Origin of the sequence: Mesorhizobium sp. C416B (genome assembly GCF_030323165.1) — a bacterium.
Classification (GTDB): Bacteria; Pseudomonadota; Alphaproteobacteria; order Rhizobiales; family Rhizobiaceae; genus Mesorhizobium.
Window position 1 is genome coordinate 4,803,903 of the sequence record NZ_CP100471.1, and the last position, 17,850, is coordinate 4,821,752.

Annotated in this window: 20 protein-coding genes and 2 pseudogenes; 7 read left to right on the forward strand and 15 right to left on the reverse strand. The window is 63.4% G+C overall.

Annotated features, from left to right (window positions below; all coding sequences use genetic code 11):
• Nucleotides 1-83 precede the first annotated feature (83 nt).
• The 3 genes from rpoN (at nt 84) to ptsN (ending at nt 3,165) form a co-directional block, all read left to right on the forward strand.
• Nucleotides 84-1,610, forward strand: a complete 1,527-nt coding sequence (rpoN, locus tag NLY43_RS23445) for an RNA polymerase factor sigma-54 (RefSeq protein ID WP_023691962.1) — start codon at nt 84-86, stop codon at nt 1,608-1,610.
• A 397-nt stretch (nt 1,611-2,007) separates the two neighbouring features.
• Nucleotides 2,008-2,592: a ribosome hibernation-promoting factor, HPF/YfiA family gene (gene hpf, locus NLY43_RS23450; protein ID WP_023683071.1), complete on the forward strand. Its 585-nt coding sequence runs from the start codon at nt 2,008-2,010 to the stop codon at nt 2,590-2,592.
• Nucleotides 2,593-2,700: 108 nt separating this feature from the next.
• Entirely contained in the window at nt 2,701-3,165 is a 465-nt protein-coding gene (gene ptsN, locus NLY43_RS23455) for a PTS IIA-like nitrogen regulatory protein PtsN (protein WP_023669743.1), read from the forward strand.
• A gap of 71 nt (nt 3,166-3,236) precedes the next feature.
• Here ptsN and NLY43_RS23460 read toward each other — a convergent pair whose 3' ends face one another.
• Both NLY43_RS23460 and NLY43_RS23465 read right to left on the reverse strand, forming a co-directional pair.
• The gene (locus tag NLY43_RS23460; RefSeq protein WP_023686566.1) at nt 3,237-3,494 is read right to left on the reverse strand and encodes a BQ00720 family protein; all 258 of its coding nucleotides are present in this window, start codon (nt 3,492-3,494) and stop codon (nt 3,237-3,239) included.
• Nucleotides 3,495-3,558: 64 nt separating this feature from the next.
• Nucleotides 3,559-3,984: an Hsp20 family protein gene (locus NLY43_RS23465; RefSeq protein WP_023669741.1), complete on the reverse strand. Its 426-nt coding sequence runs from the start codon at nt 3,982-3,984 to the stop codon at nt 3,559-3,561.
• Nucleotides 3,985-4,128: 144 nt separating this feature from the next.
• Between NLY43_RS23465 and NLY43_RS23470 the strand changes: the two genes are divergently transcribed.
• Nucleotides 4,129-5,070 carry a nucleoside hydrolase gene (locus tag NLY43_RS23470; RefSeq protein ID WP_023712340.1) on the forward strand — a complete coding sequence of 314 codons (942 nt, stop codon included), beginning with the start codon at nt 4,129-4,131 and terminating at the stop codon, nt 5,068-5,070.
• A 61-nt stretch (nt 5,071-5,131) separates the two neighbouring features.
• Here the strand turns inward: NLY43_RS23470 and NLY43_RS23475 are convergent, their stop codons facing one another.
• The 8 genes and pseudogenes from NLY43_RS23475 to NLY43_RS23510 form a co-directional block, all read right to left on the reverse strand.
• On the reverse strand, nt 5,132-5,503 hold the full coding sequence (locus NLY43_RS23475; RefSeq protein WP_023712341.1) for a hypothetical protein: 372 nt from the start codon (nt 5,501-5,503) through the stop codon (nt 5,132-5,134).
• 58 nt (nt 5,504-5,561) lie between these two features.
• Nucleotides 5,562-5,834: a hypothetical protein gene (locus NLY43_RS23480; protein ID WP_023712342.1), complete on the reverse strand. Its 273-nt coding sequence runs from the start codon at nt 5,832-5,834 to the stop codon at nt 5,562-5,564.
• A gap of 142 nt (nt 5,835-5,976) precedes the next feature.
• A pseudogene (locus tag NLY43_RS23485) lies at nt 5,977-6,229 on the reverse strand (LysE family translocator); the annotation flags it as partial.
• A 184-nt stretch (nt 6,230-6,413) separates the two neighbouring features.
• The gene (locus NLY43_RS23490) at nt 6,414-7,496 is read right to left on the reverse strand and encodes a transposase (protein WP_286458476.1); all 1,083 of its coding nucleotides are present in this window, start codon (nt 7,494-7,496) and stop codon (nt 6,414-6,416) included.
• Nucleotides 7,497-7,552: 56 nt separating this feature from the next.
• A pseudogene (locus NLY43_RS23495) lies at nt 7,553-7,924 on the reverse strand (LysE family translocator); the annotation flags it as partial.
• 97 nt (nt 7,925-8,021) lie between these two features.
• Nucleotides 8,022-9,482 carry an amidase gene (locus NLY43_RS23500; protein WP_031199138.1) on the reverse strand — a complete coding sequence of 487 codons (1,461 nt, stop codon included), beginning with the start codon at nt 9,480-9,482 and terminating at the stop codon, nt 8,022-8,024.
• Nucleotides 9,479-10,387: a ribokinase gene (locus tag NLY43_RS23505; RefSeq protein ID WP_023710821.1), complete on the reverse strand. Its 909-nt coding sequence runs from the start codon at nt 10,385-10,387 to the stop codon at nt 9,479-9,481. Before NLY43_RS23505 ends, NLY43_RS23500 begins: the two co-directional genes overlap by 4 nt.
• 141 nt (nt 10,388-10,528) lie before the next feature.
• Entirely contained in the window at nt 10,529-11,434 is a 906-nt protein-coding gene (locus NLY43_RS23510; protein ID WP_023669734.1) for a methylated-DNA--[protein]-cysteine S-methyltransferase, read from the reverse strand.
• A gap of 115 nt (nt 11,435-11,549) precedes the next feature.
• On the opposite strand from NLY43_RS23510, the gene NLY43_RS23515 reads away from it, so the two are divergent.
• Nucleotides 11,550-12,365, forward strand: coding sequence for a class I SAM-dependent methyltransferase (locus NLY43_RS23515; RefSeq protein ID WP_023710822.1), 816 nt, complete (start codon nt 11,550-11,552; stop codon nt 12,363-12,365).
• 10 nt (nt 12,366-12,375) lie between these two features.
• On the opposite strand, the gene NLY43_RS23520 is transcribed toward NLY43_RS23515, so the two are convergent.
• Nucleotides 12,376-12,870, reverse strand: a complete 495-nt coding sequence (locus tag NLY43_RS23520; RefSeq protein WP_023699119.1) for a DUF2244 domain-containing protein — start codon at nt 12,868-12,870, stop codon at nt 12,376-12,378.
• Nucleotides 12,871-12,892: 22 nt separating this feature from the next.
• Between NLY43_RS23520 and nth the strand changes: the two genes are divergently transcribed.
• Complete coding sequence (gene nth / locus NLY43_RS23525; protein ID WP_023683078.1) at nt 12,893-13,726, forward strand: endonuclease III; 834 nt, start codon at nt 12,893-12,895, stop codon at nt 13,724-13,726.
• Here nth and NLY43_RS23530 read toward each other — a convergent pair.
• The 4 genes from NLY43_RS23530 to NLY43_RS23545 all read right to left on the reverse strand — a co-directional run bounded on the left by NLY43_RS23530 (nt 13,686) and on the right by NLY43_RS23545 (nt 17,387).
• Nucleotides 13,686-15,194 (reverse strand): tripartite tricarboxylate transporter permease, encoded by a 1,509-nt coding sequence (locus NLY43_RS23530; protein ID WP_023683079.1) that lies wholly within the window; start codon nt 15,192-15,194, stop codon nt 13,686-13,688. The two genes, nth and NLY43_RS23530, sit on opposite strands and share 41 nt — an antisense overlap.
• 9 nt (nt 15,195-15,203) lie before the next feature.
• Nucleotides 15,204-15,677 (reverse strand): tripartite tricarboxylate transporter TctB family protein, encoded by a 474-nt coding sequence (locus NLY43_RS23535; protein WP_023683080.1) that lies wholly within the window; start codon nt 15,675-15,677, stop codon nt 15,204-15,206.
• Nucleotides 15,678-15,775: 98 nt separating this feature from the next.
• A complete protein-coding gene (locus NLY43_RS23540; RefSeq protein WP_023683081.1) occupies nt 15,776-16,753 on the reverse strand; it encodes a tripartite tricarboxylate transporter substrate-binding protein in 978 nt (325 codons plus the stop codon).
• 178 nt (nt 16,754-16,931) lie between these two features.
• Entirely contained in the window at nt 16,932-17,387 is a 456-nt protein-coding gene (locus NLY43_RS23545) for a DUF2214 family protein (protein WP_023710823.1), read from the reverse strand.
• Between the two features lie 141 nt (nt 17,388-17,528).
• On the opposite strand from NLY43_RS23545, the gene NLY43_RS23550 reads away from it, so the two are divergent.
• A complete protein-coding gene (locus tag NLY43_RS23550) occupies nt 17,529-17,759 on the forward strand; it encodes a YdeI/OmpD-associated family protein (protein ID WP_023683083.1) in 231 nt (76 codons plus the stop codon).
• Nucleotides 17,760-17,850 lie beyond the last annotated feature (91 nt).

Genomic DNA, 17,850 nt, shown 5'->3' on the forward strand with positions numbered 1-17,850 from the left:
CTATGGAAGGTCGGAAAAATTCATTTTCCGGCAGCTTCTGATGTGTAGGCTTCCGGGTGCAGAAGGGCGTTTGAAACCGAACCATGGCGTTGGCGGCGAAACTACAGCTACGACAATCCCAGTCGCTGGTGATGACGCCGCAGCTGATGCAGTCGATCAGGCTGTTGCAGCTCACCCATGTCGAGCTCGACCACTTCATCGACGACGAGATCGAGCGCAATCCGCTGCTGGAGCGCGCCGAGCCCCAGGATGACGCCGCAAGCGACCAGGTGCAGAAGGGCGATGCCGCTCCTGAGCCTGCCGCCGATGGCGACTGGTTCGAAAACGAGACGGCGTGGAGCGCCGAAGCGATCTCCGACAAGCTCGACAGCTCGCTGGAAAATCTGTTCCCCGACGATCCCGGCACCAGCGAGCGGCTCGGCCCGGACCTGACGGCGCAGTGGAAGTCGGCCACCGGCAATAGTTCGTCCGGTTCTTCCGAAGGCTTCGACGTCGGCGACATGGCAGCCGCGGCGATCACGCTGCGCCAGCATGTTGGCGAGCAGATCGCGCTTGCCTTTGCCGATCCGGCCGCAAGGCTGATCGCAGCCGAACTGGCCGACGGCCTGGACGAGGCCGGCTATCTGCGCGCCGATCCCGCCGAGATCGCCAAACGGCTCGGCGCCGATCAGGCGATGGTAGCCAATGTGCTGGCAGCCTGCCACACATTCGAGCCGGTCGGCCTGTTTGCGCGCGACCTTGCCGAATGCCTGTCGCTGCAGCTTGCCATGCGTGATCGTCTCGATCCGGCGATGAAGATGCTGGTCGGCAACCTCGAACTGTTGGCGCGGCGCGATTTCCAGACGCTGAAGCGGCTTTGCGGGGTCGACGAGGAGGATCTCCTCGACATGTTGGCCGAAATCCGCGCGCTCGATCCGCGTCCGGGCACGGCATTTTCAGGAGGCGCCAGCGACGCCATCGTCGCCGATGTCGAAGTCCGCGCCGCCAATGACGGTAGCTGGACGGTCGAGCTCAATGCCGAGACGCTGCCGCGCGTGCTTGTCGATCACATCTATTTCGCCCAGGTCTCGCCGCATGCGAAGAATCAGGCGGAGAAGGATTTCCTGGCCGAATGCCTGCAGAATGCCAACTGGCTGACTCGCAGTCTCGACCAGCGGGCAAAGACGATCCTGAAAGTGGCGTCGGAAATCGTGCGCCAGCAGGACGCTTTTCTCGTCCATGGCGTGCGCCAGCTCAGGCCGCTCAACCTGCGCACGGTGGCCGATGCCATCGGCATGCATGAATCGACCGTCAGCCGGGTGACGGCCAACAAATACATGCTGACGCCGCGTGGCGTGTTCGAGCTGCGTTATTTCTTCACGGCTTCGATCGCGGCGTCGGGCGGCGGTGATGCGCATTCCTCAGAAGCGGTGCGCGACCGCATCAAGCAGCTGATCGACGAGGAAAAGCCCGCCGATGTGCTGTCCGATGACGCAATCGTCGACATGTTGAAGGAAAGCGGTGTCGATATTGCCCGGCGCACGGTGGCCAAGTACCGGGAGGGTATGAATATTCCCTCCTCGGTGCAGCGGCGGCGTGAAAAGCGCGCGCTGGCAAGCGCGGGGCGCTAGCTCTGCTTGCCCGGCAAGGCTTTTGCTATGGTTGGATTTCCACAACTTTCGACCTTAAAGCGCGTCGCGCTGAGACGGATTCATGCGACGCGCTTTAAGTCTTTGTTTTGATGCATGTCGTTGTCCCAGAACCGCAGCGCACTTCTGGGCGACATGCATTAATTGACAAGCTGCAATGAAGTGTCTAGAAGCCCGCCCGCATGAGACGGGCTCGCGGCCCGCATGCGGATGGTCCGTCACGATGAAGGCCACGGGACGGCCAAGAAGGCGGATTGTGATCAACCGGAAAGTTCGGATCTAAAATCGGCGCGAGTTGACGCCGCAAAGCTTGTGCGCACGGATCACGAGTATAAACTCTGGCCAGTTTGAAGCCTGAGCAAGGAAGGTCAGTTTTCAGATGAAATTGCGCATATCGGGTAAACACATGGATATCGGCGATGCGTTGCGTACGCGCATTACCGATCGTGTCGGCGAGGCGATTGGAAAATATTTCGATCGCGGTTTTTCAGGGCACGTCACGGTCATCAAATCGGGGTCGCGTTACTCGGCCGATTGCATGATCAGGCTGGATTCCGGCGCTTCGCTGCAGGCAACCGGCGACTCCCAGGATCCGACACTTGCCTTCGAGGCGGCCGCGGACCGCCTCGAAACCAGGCTGCGGCGCTACAAACGCCGTCTGAAATCGCACAATTCAGGCACTGGAAATGGTGAAATCACCGACATCGCCTATACGGTGATGGCGCCGCTGACCGATGACGATGAGGACATTCCGGAGGACTACGCCCCGGCCATCGTCGCCGAATCAACCATGACGCTGCAGACCATGTCGGTGGCGTCGGCGGTTATCGAACTCGACACCAAGGACAGCCCGGTTTTCGTCTTCCGCAACGCCGGAAACGACCACCTCAACATCGTCTATCGGCGGCCGGACGGAAATATCGGCTGGATCGACCCGTCGACGACCAAAGTCGCACAGGCGTGACGACAACGACAATGGTCGCACAGGTGACGACAATGGTCTCGCGGAGATAATAGCCAGCCGCGCGAGGGGCGAGGACTGGCGACGGCAGGCGAACAAGGGATTTCAAATATGGATCTGAGCGATCTTCTCAACGTTCCGGCGATCTTGCCGGCGTTGAAGGCGAACTCCAAAAAGCAGCTTCTGCAGTTGCTGTCCGAGAGAGCGGCGGCGATTTCCGGCATTCCGGAGCGCGAAGTGTTCGACACTATCCTGCAGCGCGAACGGCTGGGCTCCACCGGCGTCGGCAACGGCATCGCCATTCCGCACGGCAAGCTCGCCGGGGTGAAGCGCATCGCCGGCGTCTTTGCCCGGCTGGAGACGCCGGTCGATTTCGAGGCCCTGGATGACCAGCCGGTCGATCTGGTGTTTTTGCTGCTGGCCCCGGAAGGCGCCGGCGCCGATCACCTCAAGGCACTGTCGCGCATCGCCAGGGTTTTGCGCGACGCCGACACGGTGGCCAAGATCAGGGGTACGCGCGACGCGGTCGCCATCCACGCGCTGCTTTCGGACACGCAGGCCTCGCACGCCGCCTGAAGTTCTTCGGATTTAAGTCTTCCAGGGGCAGCCGAAGGCGGCCCTCTCCATTTCAACCGCCAGCAGTCGCCTTAGTGAATGGCGACAGTGGTCAGGTCGTTTTCCATGGCGCCGGCCAAAGCCCGGTCTTTCGCATCCGAAAGCAGGATCGGCTGGCCGTTGGCGGCAAACAGGGCCCACAGGACCATGCCGGGCGCGATTTCGCCCAGATTGGGGAAGCGGCCGAGCAATTCGTCGCTCGAGACCTTGCGCAGATAAGCGACCGAGCCTTCGCCGAGATGGGCGAATTCGCCGCTGGTCATGATGATGGTTTCGTCAGTTCTGGTCATTTCAAGCCTCCTTGGCGCGAGGACGCCGCTCAAGGCCATCCCGCATGAGAGCCATCGGTAAAGATCAGTCTTTCACCGATATATTTATTTTCCGTACCAGCCGTTCGGTATCCGGCCGATCGAGATCGATCGACAAAAGGCCGTTCTTCAGTTCCGCTGCGATCACCCGCATGCCGTCGGCCAGCACGAAACAGCGCTGGAACTGGCGCGCGGCGATGCCGCGGTGGAGGAATTCGCGCTCGGTGTCGTCGGTTTGACGGCCGCGCACGACTAACTGGTTTTCCTCCGTGGTGACATCGAGATCGCTTTCGGCGAAACCCGCGACAGCCAGCGTAATGCGCAGCCTTTCGGCCTTGCCGTCAGCACCGCTGAGGCGCTCGATGTTGTAGGGAGGATAACTGTCACCGGATTTCGCCAGTCGTTCCAGAGTCTTTTCCATGGCATCGAAACCAAGGAGAAGCGGGCTGGAGAAGGGCGTCATTCGGCTCATGTTACACTGTCCTCTTTGGAGCGACATAAACTGGAAAAACCCGGATGGCATTCTTCCCGATGGTCTTGATATGGTCCGCGCCGCGGCCAAGTTCAAGCCGCCGAACACCCCCGCCAAAAAGACTCCCCCGCATAAGGAAATGAAATGCCCCAGACCCGCAAGATCATCATCGACACGGATCCCGGCCAGGACGATGCCGTCGCCATATTGCTGGCGCTCGGCAGCGCCGAGCTGGAGATCGTCGGCATCTCTGCTGTTGCCGGCAACGTGCCGCTGAAATTGACCGAAAAGAACGCCAGGAAAATCTGCGAACTGGCCGGCCGGCCCGACATCAAGGTCTATGCAGGCGCCATCCGCCCGTTGGCGCGCGAGCTGGTCACCGCCGAGGAAGTGCATGGCAAGACCGGCCTCAACGGCCCGCAACTGCCAGATCCGAAGATGAAGCTGCAGGGCCAGTATGCGGTCGACTTCATCGTCGAGACGCTGATGAAGGAAGAGGCCGGCACGATCACCCTGTGCGCGCTCGGCCCGCTCACCAATGCCGCGCTGGCGCTGATCCGTGAGCCGAAGATCGCGCCGCGCATCAAGGAAATCGTACTGATGGGCGGCGGTTTCTTCGAAGGCGGCAATGTCACGCCGACCGCAGAATTCAACATCTATGTCGATCCGCAAGCCGCCGACCTGGTGTTCAAATCCGGCATTCCGATCGTCATGATGCCGCTCGACGTCACCCACAAGGCGCTGACCACGGCCAAGCGCACGCAGGCCATCCGCCAGCTCGGCACCAGGGTCGGCACCGCGACGGCCGAGATGCTGGAGTTCTTCGAGCGCTTCGACGAGGAGAAATACGGCACCGATGGCGGCCCGCTGCACGACCCCTGCGTCATCGCCTATCTGTTGAAGCCGGAGCTGTTCAAGGGCCGCAACTGCAACGTCACCGTGGAAACCACCTCCGAACTCACTATGGGCATGACCGTGATCGACTGGTGGGGCGTGACCAAGCGGCCGAAGAACGCCATGGTGATGCGCGACATCGACCATGACGCGTTTTTCGCGCTGCTGGTTGAGAGGTTGGCGCGGCTTTAAGCCTGCCTTGATACAGATCGTTCGCCCAGGGGCTTAGCGCTTCTGGGCGATACCTGTGCACTTATTCGCGAAGCAGGCGGTATGTTTCGGTATCGTTGCGGCGACGCTGCCGCTCGATCGAAACCTTGGAGCCAATGGCTCTCGGCACTGTCGTGTTGTCATATGCAAACACCAGGCCGTCATTTTCATCTAGGCGAATTCCATACAAGTAACGGAACCCGCTGCCGATCGCGACCTCGGGACTTGCAGGAGCGTTGAGAACGTTGACCACTGTACCGGTCAGGCGTTCGACATTGACGATGGGGCTGCTTTGCCTCGCAATCGGGATGCCAATTGCAAGGGCGCAAACGCCCACGACGAGGATGGTGATGAGGATGCCCCTGAGGTTCTCCTGCAGGGTCATCCAGGCAAGGGAATGCCGAGCCTTGGCCAATGCGTATCACCTGACAGCAAGGACGCTGCGTTTCATTGGTATCGTGACCGGCGGTCGTTCAATTTGCGAACCTGTAGAAGGTCGATCCATTCTCGCGCGTGACGCGCTCCAATCTTGCCGGCGCGCCGATCAGATGCGGGAGGTCGTCTTCGACAAGAATGGACGAACCGGTTTCGAGTGCAACCAGATAAAGCGTGCGGCCGTTGTCTGAATGGGTACTTTTGACCGTTGCGTCGATTGGCTCGACCGACCGGATGGGGCTCGCATCATTCGTCCATTTGTAGAGAGCCGAAGGAACCATCACCGCAAACAGGACGACGATCAGGATCACGCCGGGCGCGTCCCTTTTTATGCCAGCGTAAGTCCATGACATCGACGTGAATCCCCCCACGCCGATTCATGTGGTGGCGTGAAGACTGACTTTCAATCAGCCTTCACGTACCGGCTCCGTTGGGAACGACCGTTGGCGGTCGTCACTTCGCCTTGGAAAACGCCAGCCACAGGCCGCCGCCGATCAGAAAGCTGCCGCTGATCCTGGACATCAGCTTGATGCGGCTGGCCGAGAGCAGGCGGCCGGCGCGGCTGGCGGCGAGCGCGTAGGTCGAGTCCGAGACGGCGGCAAAGATCATCGCGGTAAGGCCCATGACGACGATCTGCAGGGGTGTAATTGCCCTGCGGGGCGATGAATTGCGGGAAGAAGGCGCCGAAGAACACCAGGGTCTTGGGCATAGGCGCTAAGATAGCTTTGGCATGGACTGAAATTTGCGCTTTCGTGGTGGTTCGCGCCAGCGATATCGCAAGGCATGGAGATTTTGGCGCAGGGCCGCCAAGGAAGGTTGAGTAAAGATGGTCGCGATCAGAGAGGCGACGATCTGGCGGGTTGCGCGCCACAGCAGCGGGCGCCCGTCGCTCAAGGGGGAGAGACACCCAACTCCTGCGAGAGGGGTTCGGTCACAAGCGCGATGAGGAAGTGTGCAAGGATCCAAGGCTTTGCGATCCTTGGGTCCTTGGCGGGAGGAGAGCGCAGCCCGATCAGGCTCTTCAGGCGCTTGAAGGCGAGTTCGATGCGCCAGCGCATGCGGTAGAGCTTGAGGACCGTATCGGCGGGAAACTCCTCCCGGTCAAGCGAGGTCACAAGCAGGACGAAGCCGGCCGCAATCAGCGTCTGCGGTTGAACCTTGTTGCCCTTGGCCCTGGCTTCCTTGTTGATTTTGCGCCGCGCTTCTTGTGCCGCGGCCTCGGATTTGCGCAAGGCGATCAGGCGCATATTCACAGGCTCGCCCTTCTTGAGTGCCAGCCGGGCAGGCGTTTCGCAGACTTCCTCCCGGCAGTTCTCCAGGTAGCCGATGAGATCGAACGCCCTGCCGTTGGCGTCGAGCCATCGCGCGTTTTTCCACGACGCGCGCACAACAACATCGCCGCCTTGCGCCATCACCTTTGCGATCCGCTCGGCCTGCAGATAGGCGCGGTCACCGATGCGGATCTCGCCCGCCACCACCGGCACGCGGTCGATCAACTCGGCCTCGCTCTGGTCGGTGATCTCGATGAAGTCGAACTGCTCGCGCTCAAGCTCGAAGGCGCAGTGCATGCGCCAAAGACCATTGTTCTTCTTCTCATACGCACCGGCCTTGGCAACCGCTGTCGCATCGAGGATGCGGATCAGCCGGCCTTTGGCCAAACCTGCATCCTCGCGCTTCAAAAGGTGCCCAATCAACTGCTGCAGCCATGGTCCTGCATTGCGCAGCCGGCCAAGCAACGCCACGTCCGAAATGTCGGCAATCCCGCTCGCCGCCGCCCAGGCCACGACGCCCCGCATGCCAACCTTGCCAAGGCAGTAAGCCAGTGTCAGGCGCAACAGGTCGCTCGCCGACCTGACGCCGCGCGGGCGCAGGAACGCCTTCGTCTCGCGGGCGCTCTGCGTGAGCAAATCTTCGCCGCCGAGAAGCTCAATCGTCTCGGCCCAGCCGTCATCAACAAGCGATTCGTGTGTCATCGCAGTGTAGAATCACACCCGATTCCGCAGGGCAATACCTATCTTAGCGCCTATGGGGTCTTGGGGTTGCTCAGCGCCACGAGCAGGCCCTGCAGGAAGAAGCCGCCGCGCGGCTTTCTCGCGGTGCCGTCGGCATTCAGCGCGCCCTTGGAACGGAAGATCTGCACCCCCATCCAGATCAGATAGGCGGCGCCGATCAGGCGTACCCATTCGAACCAGTGGCCCATGCCCGATATCAGCGTGTTGAGGCCGATGCCGACAATGGCGATCATCACGGCGAGCCCAGCCTGCGTGCCGGCGACATTGGCAAGGCCGGCGCGGTAGCCATGGCGGATGCTGTTGGCGATGATCAGCGTGACAGTCGGACCGGGCACCAGGATGATGACGATGCAGGCAAGGACATAGGCAGCGTAGAGTTCCAGCGACATGGGGATTTCCTCGAGGATGCGCTTAGGCGGCTGGCTGCAATCAATGCATGGCGGCGGGGCTGGTGCAAGCCGGTCGCAGACCGTGCCGCCCCTCGCGTCAGGACGCCCCAGCCTGCCAAGGCAAGGTCGCCTCATAGGCCGCTCCGGCCCTGAGCACGGCGAGGTCGCCGCGCGGCCGGCCGATCAGCTGCATGCCCAAGGGGCGGCCTTTGTCGTCGAAGCCGACGGGCACGTTGAGCGCCGGACAGCCGCCGAGCGTGGCGAAGGCCGAAACCTGCATCCAGCGATGGTAGCTGTCCATCGTCCGTCCGGCGACCTCACTTGGCCAATGCGTGCCGACTTCGAAAGGAAAGACCTGGGCCGTCGGCAGCGCGATGAGATCGAAGTGCTCGAACAGCGACAGCAGCGTCCGGTGCCAGGAGGTGCGGATGACCGAGGCCTCGCGGATCTGCGGCGCCGTCAGCCGCATGGCGTTCTCCACCTCCCAGACGGCTTCCGGCTTCAGCAGGGCGCGCTTGTGCGGGTCGTCATAATGGACTTTCAGCGCCGAGCCGCTGCTCGCCTGCCGCAGCGCCACGAAGGCTTGCCACAGTGCCTCGAAATCGAAATCCGGCAGCAAGGGCTCGGTCAGGAAGGATGCCTCCGCGAAGCGGCCGAGTGCGGCCTCGCACAGATCGAGGATGCCAGGCTCTACCGGCAGGTGACCGCCGAGATCACCGAGCCAGCCGACGCGGCCGCCGCTTGCCGGCGTTGCCAGCCCTTCGAGGAATGAGCCGGGTTTCTCCCAAGACAGCGGCGCGTGCGGGTGGTAGCCCGCCTGCACATCGAGTAGCAGCGCCATGTCGCTGATGCTGCGGCCCATCGGCCCGTCTATGCCCATCTGAGCATGAAAGACTTCCAGGTCCGGCCCTCCGGGGACAAGGCCCTGCGACGGGCGGAAGCCATAGACATTGTTCCACGCCGCCGGATTGCGCAGCGAGCCGCCGAAATCGCTGCCGTCGGCGACCGGAACCATGTCGAGTGCAAGGGCGACCGCAGCGCCGCCGCTCGACCCGCCTGCGGTGAGCGCCGGATCGAAGGCGTTCAGCGTCGGGCCGAACACGTTGTTGTAGGTGTTGGATCCCAGCCCGAATTCGGGAACATTGGTCTTGCCGATGATGATGGCGCCGGCCTTGCGGATGCGCTCGACGAAGAAATCATCCTCCTGCGGCACGAAATCGGCGAAGATCGGCGAGCCGAAACTGGTCCTCAAGCCGCGCGTCATGGCGAGGTCTTTTATCGCCATCGGCAGGCCGAACAGCGAGCCGGCCGGCCCGCCTTGCGCTAGATGCGCGTCCGCCGCGTCGGCCTCGCGCAGGATGTCGGAGCGCTCGCGCAACGAGACGATTGCATTGACCAGCGTGTTTACCGCGTCGATGCGGTCAAGGAATGCGGCGACCAACTCGCGCACGGACAGGCGGCGCAGCCGGATCGCCTCGGCCAGGTCGACAGCGGACATCCGGCAGATGCCGCCGGCGGGGGGCACGGCGTGCTTCGTTGCGGGGCGCAGGGCTGTCATCCGGCGTTGTTGCGCAGGGCGGTGTCGACATCCGCCGCCAGCGGGATGGCCGGCTGGGCGCCGGGCTTCAGGCAGGCGAGCGAGCCGGCGGCTGCGGCGCGGGTGAGAGCCTGCTCCAGCGGCAGGTTGGACGCCAGCCCGGCGGCGAGATAACCGCAAAAAGTATCGCCGGCCCCGACGGTGTCGACCGGCGTGATCTTCAGCGCCGGCACGGTCAGGAAATCCTCCGGGGTCGCCGCCAGCACGCCGTCGCCGCCGAGCGTGACGACGATGGTGTGGCCGGTCTTGCCGGCGAAGTCACGCATGCGTGCCGGGCGGTCGCGGCCTTTCAGCGACAGCGCCTCGCCGTAAAGGTCGAATTCGGTTTCGTTGGCGACGGCGTAGTCGGCCTTGCCGAGCAACGCTGCCGCCTCGCTACGGAACGGCGCGGTGTTGAGCACGGTGACGGCGCCGGCGGCGCGTGCGGCGTCAAGCGCTGCATCGACGGTCTGCAGCGGGATCTCGTGCTGCAGCAGGACGACGTCGCCCTTCGCAAGGAAAGCCTTGGCGAGATCGCCGGGCAGCACCGAATCATTGGCGCCCGGCACGACGGCGATGACATTTTCGCCATCGGCGCCGACGAGGATCAGCGCCGTGCCGGTGGAGGCGAAGCTCTGGCCGACGCCGGAGAGATCGACCTTGCCGGCCACGAGCAAAGCGAGGGCTTCGGTTGCGAAATTGTCCTTGCCGACGGCGCCGACCATGCGCACCTTGGCGCCGGCGCGCGCCGCAGCCAGCGCCTGGTTGGCGCCCTTGCCGCCGGGCGCGGTGGCGAAGCCGGAGCCGCGGACCGTCTCGCCCGGCGAAGGCAGGCGGTCGACATTGGCGATAAGGTCGAGGTTGATCGAGCCGACAACGATGATCAAGAAAGCCTCCTGCGGAATGCGCGGGAAGCTAACCTGTAAGCCGGCGGCTTGCCAGAGCGTGCGGATGTTTTGCGCCGGGAGCTCGCAAAAAGAACAACACCGGCGAAGGGATTTCGCCGGTGTTGTTTGATGCGGGCAGCTTCAGGACGCGGTCTGGCCCGCTTCCCAACCGAGGATGGCGCGTTTGCGGGTCAGGCCCCAGTGGTAGCCGGTGAGTGCGCCGGACTTGCCCAGCGCCCGATGGCAAGGGACGACGAAGGACAATGGGTTGGCGCCGACCGCCGCCCCCACCGCCCGGCTGGCGTTAGGCGCGCCGATCCTGGAGGCGATCGAGGAATAAGTGCAGGCCTTGCCCATCGGGATCCTGAGCAGCGCGTCCCAGACGCGCAGCTGGAAGTCGGAGCCGATCATCACCACGCGCAGCGGCTGGTCGGCGCGCCACAATGTCGGATCGAAGATGCGCGCCGCATAGGGCTGGGTGGCGCTCATGTCCTCGACATAGGTGGCGTTCGGCCAGCGGCCCGACATGTCGGCGAAAGCCGCCCGCTCGCCGCCCGGATCGTTGAAGGCGAGCCCCGCAAGGCCACGGTCGGTGACCATGATCAGGGCGATGCCGAAGGGCGAGATGTGGTAGCCGTAGCGGATGGTCAGGCCGGCGCCGCGCGTCTTGTAGTCGCCCGGCGACATCGCCTCGTGGGTGACGAACAAATCGTGCAGCCGGCCGGGGCCGGACATGCCGAGTTCGAACGATGTTTCGAGGAGCGGCATGCCGGAATCGAGCAGTTTGCGGGCATGGTCGAGGGTGACCGCCTGCAGGAAGGCTTTTGGCGACAGGCCGGCCCAGCGGGTGAACAGTTTTTGCAGGCCCGTGGGTGTCTCGCCGACATCGGCTGCCAGGGCTTCCAGCGAGGGCTGGTCGCGATAGTCGAGGCTGATCTTCTCGATGGCGCGGCGCACGACCTCGTAGTCGCTGCCCTCGGGGGTGATGTCGTGCTGCAGGATCGCTGTCGGTTTCATCTGCGTATTCATGGTCATCTGGGCGTTCATGGCAATATCTCCTTGACCGCGAATGTCGGTCTTTCCGCCCCTTGCAACCACCCGAAACTTGCCTTGTTGCCGCCTGTTCCCAGATAAATACTGGATTGCGCCCCGGGAGATGCCAATGGCCGGCGAAAGGGTGAATCTGAGCGGAGCAAGGGAGACCTTGCTGATGACGCTTTATGGCAAGGCACTGGAAAGCCGGCTGCCGCATTCGCTGCTCGGGGATCGCTTCGCCGACGAGGCCGTGCGCAAGATCGACTATGATTTCTCGCGCCTCAAGGTCGACACCAATCTCGGCATCGGCCTGGCGATCCGGGCCAAGACGTATGATGTCCGCGTTCAGGACTTCATCGCCAAAAATCCCGGCGCCATCGTGCTGCATCTCGGCTGCGGGCTCGATACGCGCATTTTCCGTGTCGATCCACCCGAAGGCGTGGAGTGGTTCGATGTCGATTTTCCGGATGTCATCGCGCTCCGGCGCAAGCTTTACCCGTCCCGGGACCACTACCACTTCGTCGGCTCTTCGGTAACCGACCCAGACTGGCTGGCAGAAGTGCCGAGCAATCGTCCGGCCGTCGTGGTGATGGAGGGGTTGACGCCTTATCTCCCGGTAGAGGAGGGGCCACGGCTGCTGTCACGCCTTGTCGCGCATCTTGCCGGCGGCGAGCTGATGTTCGACGCCTACAGCCACTTCGGCCTGAAGATGCTGCGCCTCAATCCGACCATCAGGGCGACGGGCGCCGAGGTTCACTGGGCGATCGACGACCCGCAGGTACTGAAGCGTGCCGTTCCGAAGCTGCGCTTTGTCGACGATATCTCGGCCTACAGCGCGGAACGCACAGCGCATATGAGCTGGTCCGCAAAACTGTTCATCGGGCTCTGGAGACACATTCCCGCATTGCGCAAGGTCGGCAGGATTTTACGCTACCGGTTCTGACGCGCCGGCTCTAATGCGTCCTGGCTTTTGTCAGAGCACGTGAAAATGCAGTGGCAAAACTCTCGCGGGAGTCAGGGTCCAGGAATGACCCGATCGGCACATTCTGTCCTTGTGCTTCCACCGTCATCCTGGTGATGCCGATCTCGGCATGGCGAGCGACGGAAAAGCGCGCCCAGAACGGGTTGAAGCTATGCGCTTCCGACCGGCCCGAGGGCGCCGTCTTGCGGATGTCGAGGCTGGTGCGCGACACCGACACTTCCTCGCGGGCACGGGCGGCGCGATAGTTGGCGCGGAAGGCGACGTAGACGGCGATGACGTCGAGGCCGAAGAAGCCGAACACCGGCCAAGCGCCGCGCGACAGGAAAAACGCCCCGGTCACCACCCAGCCGAACAGTAGCGCGCCCATCAGCACGGCAAAGCCGGTGCGGCCCAGCGAGCGGTGCGGTGTCAGCAGCGCCTGGAAGAATGGCTCGTCGGCCTGAAACGAGGCGTTTGTGTCGCTCATCCCAGGATATTATAGGAGGGAAATGGCCAGCCCCAAGTCCAAAAATCTTTCCCTATCCAAAAGTGAACTGCCGCCCGGGCGGCGCGACGGCTCGAATGCCAAGCCGCGACCGCGGCCGGCGCGGCTCCGTTCGCTCTACAGCGCCGCCGAGGTGCATGAGATCTTCCGGCGGTTTTCGGTGCAGCGGCCCGAGCCGAAGGGCGAGCTCGAGCACGTCAACGCCTTCACGCTGCTGGTGGCCGTGGTGCTGTCGGCGCAGGCGACCGATGCCGGCGTCAACAAGGCGACGCGGGCGTTGTTCAAGGTCGCCGACACACCTGAAAAGATGCTGGCGCTGGGCGGAGCCAGGGTCGGCGAGTACATCCGCACCATCGGACTCTGGCGCAACAAGGCCAAGAATGTCGTGGCGCTCTCGGAGGCGCTGATACGCGATTACGGCGGCGAGGTGCCCAGCGAGCGCGATGAGTTGGTCAAGCTGCCGGGGGTCGGGCGCAAGACCGCCAATGTCGTGCTCAACATGGCGTTCGGCCAGCACACGATGGCGGTCGACACCCATATTTTCCGCATCGGCAACCGCCTCGGCCTGGCGCCAGGCAAGACGCCGGAGCAGGTCGAGCAAGGGCTGCTGCGGATCATTCCGGATGAGTATATGCGCCACGCGCATCACTGGCTGATCCTGCATGGCCGCTATGTCTGCAAGGCGCGCAAACCCGATTGCCCGGCCTGCGTCATCGCCGATCTCTGCAAGGCCGAAGTGAAGACGACCGATGTGCCGGCGCCGCTGGTGGAAATCGCGGCGCCCGGCGTCCCGACAACTAGCTTTCCTCCACGAACACCTCTTCGCGCTTCTTCTTGACCGACGGCAGGAAGACGACGACGAGCACGGCCAGTGCGACGAGCAGCAGGCCGGCGCTGATCGGCCGCGTCACGAAGGTCGAGGGGTCGCCGCGCGACAGGATCATGGCGCGGCGCAGGTTTTCCTCGAGCAGCGGGCCAAGCACGAAGCCGAGCAGCAGGGGTGCGGGTTCGCAGCGCAGCTTGGTCAGGATGTAGCCGAGCAGGCCGAAGAATGCGACCGCGTAGAGATCGAAGGCGTTGGTGTTGACGCTGTAAACGCCGATCGAGCAGAACGCCATGATGATCGGGAAGAGCACATAATAGGGGATCGTCAGCAGCTTCACCCACAGCCCGATCAGCGGCAGGTTCAGCACGATCAGCATCAGATTGCCGATCCACATCGAGGCGATGATGCCCCAGAACAGCGCCGGCTGCTCGATCGCGACATTGGGGCCGGGCACGATGCCCTGGATGATCATGGCGCCGATCATCAGCGCCATGACCGGATTGGCCGGAATGCCCAGCGTCAGCATCGGAATGAAGGAGGTCTGGGCGCCGGCATTGTTGGCCGATTCCGGGCCGGCGACGCCGGCGATGGCGCCCTTGCCGAACTCCTCCGGGTGTTTCGACACGCGCTTTTCGACCGTGTAGGAGGCAAAGGCCGCAAGCACCGCGCCGCCGCCGGGCAGGATGCCGAGCGCCGAACCGATGATCGTGCCGCGCACGATGGGTGCTGCCATCGCCTTGAAGTCGTCGCGGGTCGGCATCAGGCCGGAGACTTTTTTGATCATCACCGAGCGCTCGTGCTCGTTTTCGAGATTGCGCAGGATCTCGGCGACGCCGAAGACGCCGACCGCCACCGCCACGAAGTTCAGCCCGTCGGCATATTCGCGGATGCCGAGCGTGAAGCGCGGCGTGCCGGTGTAGATGTCGGTGCCGACAATGCCGAGCAGCAGGCCGAGCACGACCATCGCCAGCGCCTTGACGATCGAGCCATGGGCGAGAGCGATGGACGAGACGAGGCCGACGATCATCAGCGAAAAATATTCGGCCGCGCCGAATTGCAGGGCTATTGCCGTCAGCGGCGGGGCAAAGACGGCGACCAGGAAGGTCGACACCGTGCCGGCGAAGAACGAGCCGATCGCGGCGATCGCCAGAGCCGCCCCGGCGCGACCGTTCCTGGCCATCTGGTAGCCGTCGATGGCGGTCACGGCCGAGGAGGATTCGCCGGGCATGTTGATGAGAATGGCGGTGGTCGAACCGCCATACTGGGCGCCGTAGTAGATGCCGGCCAGCATGATGAGGGACGAGACCGGGTCGCCGATCTGGAAGGTGATCGGCAGCAGCATGGCGATGGTTGCGGTGGCGCCGATGCCGGGCAGGACGCCGATCAGCGTGCCGAGCAGAACGCCGATGAGGCAAAAACCCAGATTGGCCGGCGTGGTGGCCGTCGAAAAGCCGAGTTCGAGGTTCCTGAGGAGGTCCATCTCAGCGCCTCACAATGCCAGCCATTGGGGCAACCAGGGGCCGAAGCGCTGGAATGGCAGCCCGAGCGCGTAGCTGAAGACCAGCACCGAAAACAGCGTCAGGCCGGCCGACAGCAGAAGTGCCGTCAGCGGCTTCATGCGGGCGCTGGCAAAAGAGGCGATCAGCGCCGTCAGGAAGATCGACGGGACGAAGCCGAGGCCGCGCACGGTCATGCCGAAAAAGATCGGCGCCGGCAGGATGAACAGCATGCCGCGCCACGCAATGGGGCCGATCGGCTCGCCCTCGACGCGCACCGCCTGGACGAGGATGATGGCGCCGAGCACGATCAGCACGATCGCCAGCACCAGCGGGAAATAGCCCGGTCCCATGCGGAAGGCGGTGCCGATTTCGAGGCCGAGCGATTGTATCGCGAAAAAGGCGCCGAAAAAGATGAACAGCGCGGCGCACAGGCCGTTTGCCCTGTCGATGGCGAAAGGTTTCATGGCGGTCCTCCCCTGACCCTTGCAACGGGCTTGCCGTTGCAAATGTGAAAACGGACGTCGAAGCGAAAACGGGGCGCCGGCAGCGCCCCGTTCAAGCCTCAGTCGGCGTATTGGCCGGCGGCTTCGATGATCGGCTTCCAGCGCATGATCTCGCCTTCCAGCTTGGCCTTCAGCGCTGCCGGCGTCGCGTCGGCCTCGGACGACGGCTTGGTGCCGAGTTCGGCGAAGCGGGCGATGACGTTGGGGTCCTTCAGCGCGACCTGGAGCGATTTCGACAGTCGGCCGGTGATCTCGGCCGGCGTGCCCTTCGGCGCATAGAGGCCGTGCCAGATGCCGACCTGCACCGCGGGCAGGCCGGCTTCGATGGTCGTCGGCACGTCCTTCAGCACGTCGAGGCGCTCCGGCGTGGTGACGGCATAGGCCTTGATCGTGCCGCCCTGGATCTGCTTGGTGGTGTTGGTGGTCTGGTCGCACATAATGTCGACCTGGCCGCCGAGAAGGTCGGTCATGGCCGGACCGGTGCCCTTGTAGGGCACGGTGACCAGCGGCGTGCCGATGGCGCTCATGAACAGCATGCCGCACAGATGCGAGGCAGCGCCGATGCCGGCATTGGCGACGGTGATGGTGTCCTTGTTGGTCTTGGCGTATTCGACCAGCCCTTTCAGGTCGGCCGGCTCCAGGTCCTTGCGGGCGACGATGGCCATCGGCACCTCGGTGACGAGGCCGACATACTCGAAGGCGTTGAGCGTGTCGTAGGCGAGTTTTCTGTAGAGGGTCGCGCTGGTCGCCATGCCGATGTGATGGAGGAGCAGCGTGTAGCCATCCGGGTCGGCGTTGGCGACGCGGCCGGCGCCCAGCGTGCCGCCGGCGCCGCCGACATTTTCGACGATGATCTGCTGGCCGAGATCCTTCGACATGGCTTCGGCGACGAGCCGCGTAACCGTGTCGGTCGGACCGCCGGCCGCAAACGGCACGACGACGGTGATGGTGCGCTCGGGATAGGTCTGTGCGCTGGCGGTGAACGAATAAAGCGTGACGGCCGCGGCGGCGGCCAGGGCGGCTACAATTTTCCTCATCGTAATTCTCCTCCCAGGATATCAATCTCCGATCGCTGTGCAGGTCAGGCAGCGAGGGTGCAACAAAGGCAAGCTAACAGATTGTCGCCTGACGCAAACTGCAAAATACAGTCGTGCGCAACCATGGCGATCAGTGGGGAGTATGCCCGGAGGAGATGGGTTTGGTGTTGGCGTTGCTTCAATAACCGTAGCCGCGCGCCATCGCCGCCGCGAAGATCGGGATCAGCAGGAAGATGAAGGCTTCGGCGCGCACATAGGTCTTCACCGAGGCGAGTTCCGCAACCGGCACCTGAAAGCCGGGATTTGCACTGGCTTGCCGGTTCCAGGAGATGAAGCGGATGGTCGGGATGATCGACAGCAGGCCAACGATGCCGAATGCCGCCATCTTGGCCCAGAACACCCAGTTGTAGACGTAGAATTCCCAGCCCTTCAGGCCGTAGATGACGCGGCAGACGCCGATGATGATGATCAGCATGGCGATGATGCCATAATGGCGGTCGATGCCGGCAAGCCGCTTGAGCGTGGCGGCGGAGAGGTCGCCGCGGATCAGGACAAATTCGGCGCCGATGATGCCGGCCAGCGACAACACCAGCAGATGATGGAAAATGGCAAGCACGAGATCGGTGGTGTCCATGGCGTTCTCCTCCCATTGGCGGTATCGAGACCGGCCCTTGCCGGACCGGTTGCGAAAGGTAGCATCGTTCGGCAGAATTCCCAGAGGCGGACCTGGGTTGGACCATCGGCGTCGCCATCCTGACAGCTGGGGTTTTCTGAAATGACCGGACTGAAGCGCGCCCTGAACCCGATGCCGGACGACATCCGCATCGCCCTGACCGAAAAAGGACTGACAGCGGCCTACGAGGCGCGGCCGGACTACCAGAAGAACGATTATCTCGGCTGGGTCGCCCGCGCCAAACGCAGCGACACCAGGCAGAAGCGGCTCGACCAGATGCTGGACGAATTGCGGCGCGGTGGGCTCTACATGAAGATGGTCTGGCACGGCTGAAAGTAAGCCGACGCTGTTCGCTTCGACCGCCTGGTCGCGCCGGGCCGTTCGGAAGCTTCCCTGGCTGAATGATGATCCGGCTTGGCCCTTG

Bases quoted from the DNA above. Each gene is read 5' to 3' on its own strand.
- rpoN (WP_023691962.1), top strand. From the start codon at position 84: ATGGCGTTGGCGGCGAAACTACAGCTACGACAATCCCAGTCGCTGGTG.
- hpf (WP_023683071.1), top strand. From the start codon at position 2,008: ATGAAATTGCGCATATCGGGTAAACACATGGATATCGGCGATGCGTTG.
- ptsN (WP_023669743.1), top strand. From the start codon at position 2,701: ATGGATCTGAGCGATCTTCTCAACGTTCCGGCGATCTTGCCGGCGTTG.
- NLY43_RS23460 (WP_023686566.1), bottom strand. From the start codon at position 3,494: ATGACCAGAACTGACGAAACCATCATCATGACCAGCGGCGAATTCGCC.
- NLY43_RS23465 (WP_023669741.1), bottom strand. From the start codon at position 3,984: ATGAGCCGAATGACGCCCTTCTCCAGCCCGCTTCTCCTTGGTTTCGAT.
- NLY43_RS23470 (WP_023712340.1), top strand. From the start codon at position 4,129: ATGCCCCAGACCCGCAAGATCATCATCGACACGGATCCCGGCCAGGAC.
- NLY43_RS23490 (WP_286458476.1), bottom strand. From the start codon at position 7,496: ATGACACACGAATCGCTTGTTGATGACGGCTGGGCCGAGACGATTGAG.
- NLY43_RS23500 (WP_031199138.1), bottom strand. From the start codon at position 9,482: ATGACAGCCCTGCGCCCCGCAACGAAGCACGCCGTGCCCCCCGCCGGC.
- NLY43_RS23510 (WP_023669734.1), bottom strand. From the start codon at position 11,434: ATGAACGCCCAGATGACCATGAATACGCAGATGAAACCGACAGCGATC.
- NLY43_RS23515 (WP_023710822.1), top strand. From the start codon at position 11,550: ATGGCCGGCGAAAGGGTGAATCTGAGCGGAGCAAGGGAGACCTTGCTG.
- NLY43_RS23520 (WP_023699119.1), bottom strand. From the start codon at position 12,870: ATGAGCGACACAAACGCCTCGTTTCAGGCCGACGAGCCATTCTTCCAG.
- nth (WP_023683078.1), top strand. From the start codon at position 12,893: ATGGCCAGCCCCAAGTCCAAAAATCTTTCCCTATCCAAAAGTGAACTG.
- NLY43_RS23530 (WP_023683079.1), bottom strand. From the start codon at position 15,194: ATGGACCTCCTCAGGAACCTCGAACTCGGCTTTTCGACGGCCACCACG.
- NLY43_RS23535 (WP_023683080.1), bottom strand. From the start codon at position 15,677: ATGAAACCTTTCGCCATCGACAGGGCAAACGGCCTGTGCGCCGCGCTG.
- NLY43_RS23540 (WP_023683081.1), bottom strand. From the start codon at position 16,753: ATGAGGAAAATTGTAGCCGCCCTGGCCGCCGCCGCGGCCGTCACGCTT.
- NLY43_RS23545 (WP_023710823.1), bottom strand. From the start codon at position 17,387: ATGGACACCACCGATCTCGTGCTTGCCATTTTCCATCATCTGCTGGTG.
- NLY43_RS23550 (WP_023683083.1), top strand. From the start codon at position 17,529: ATGACCGGACTGAAGCGCGCCCTGAACCCGATGCCGGACGACATCCGC.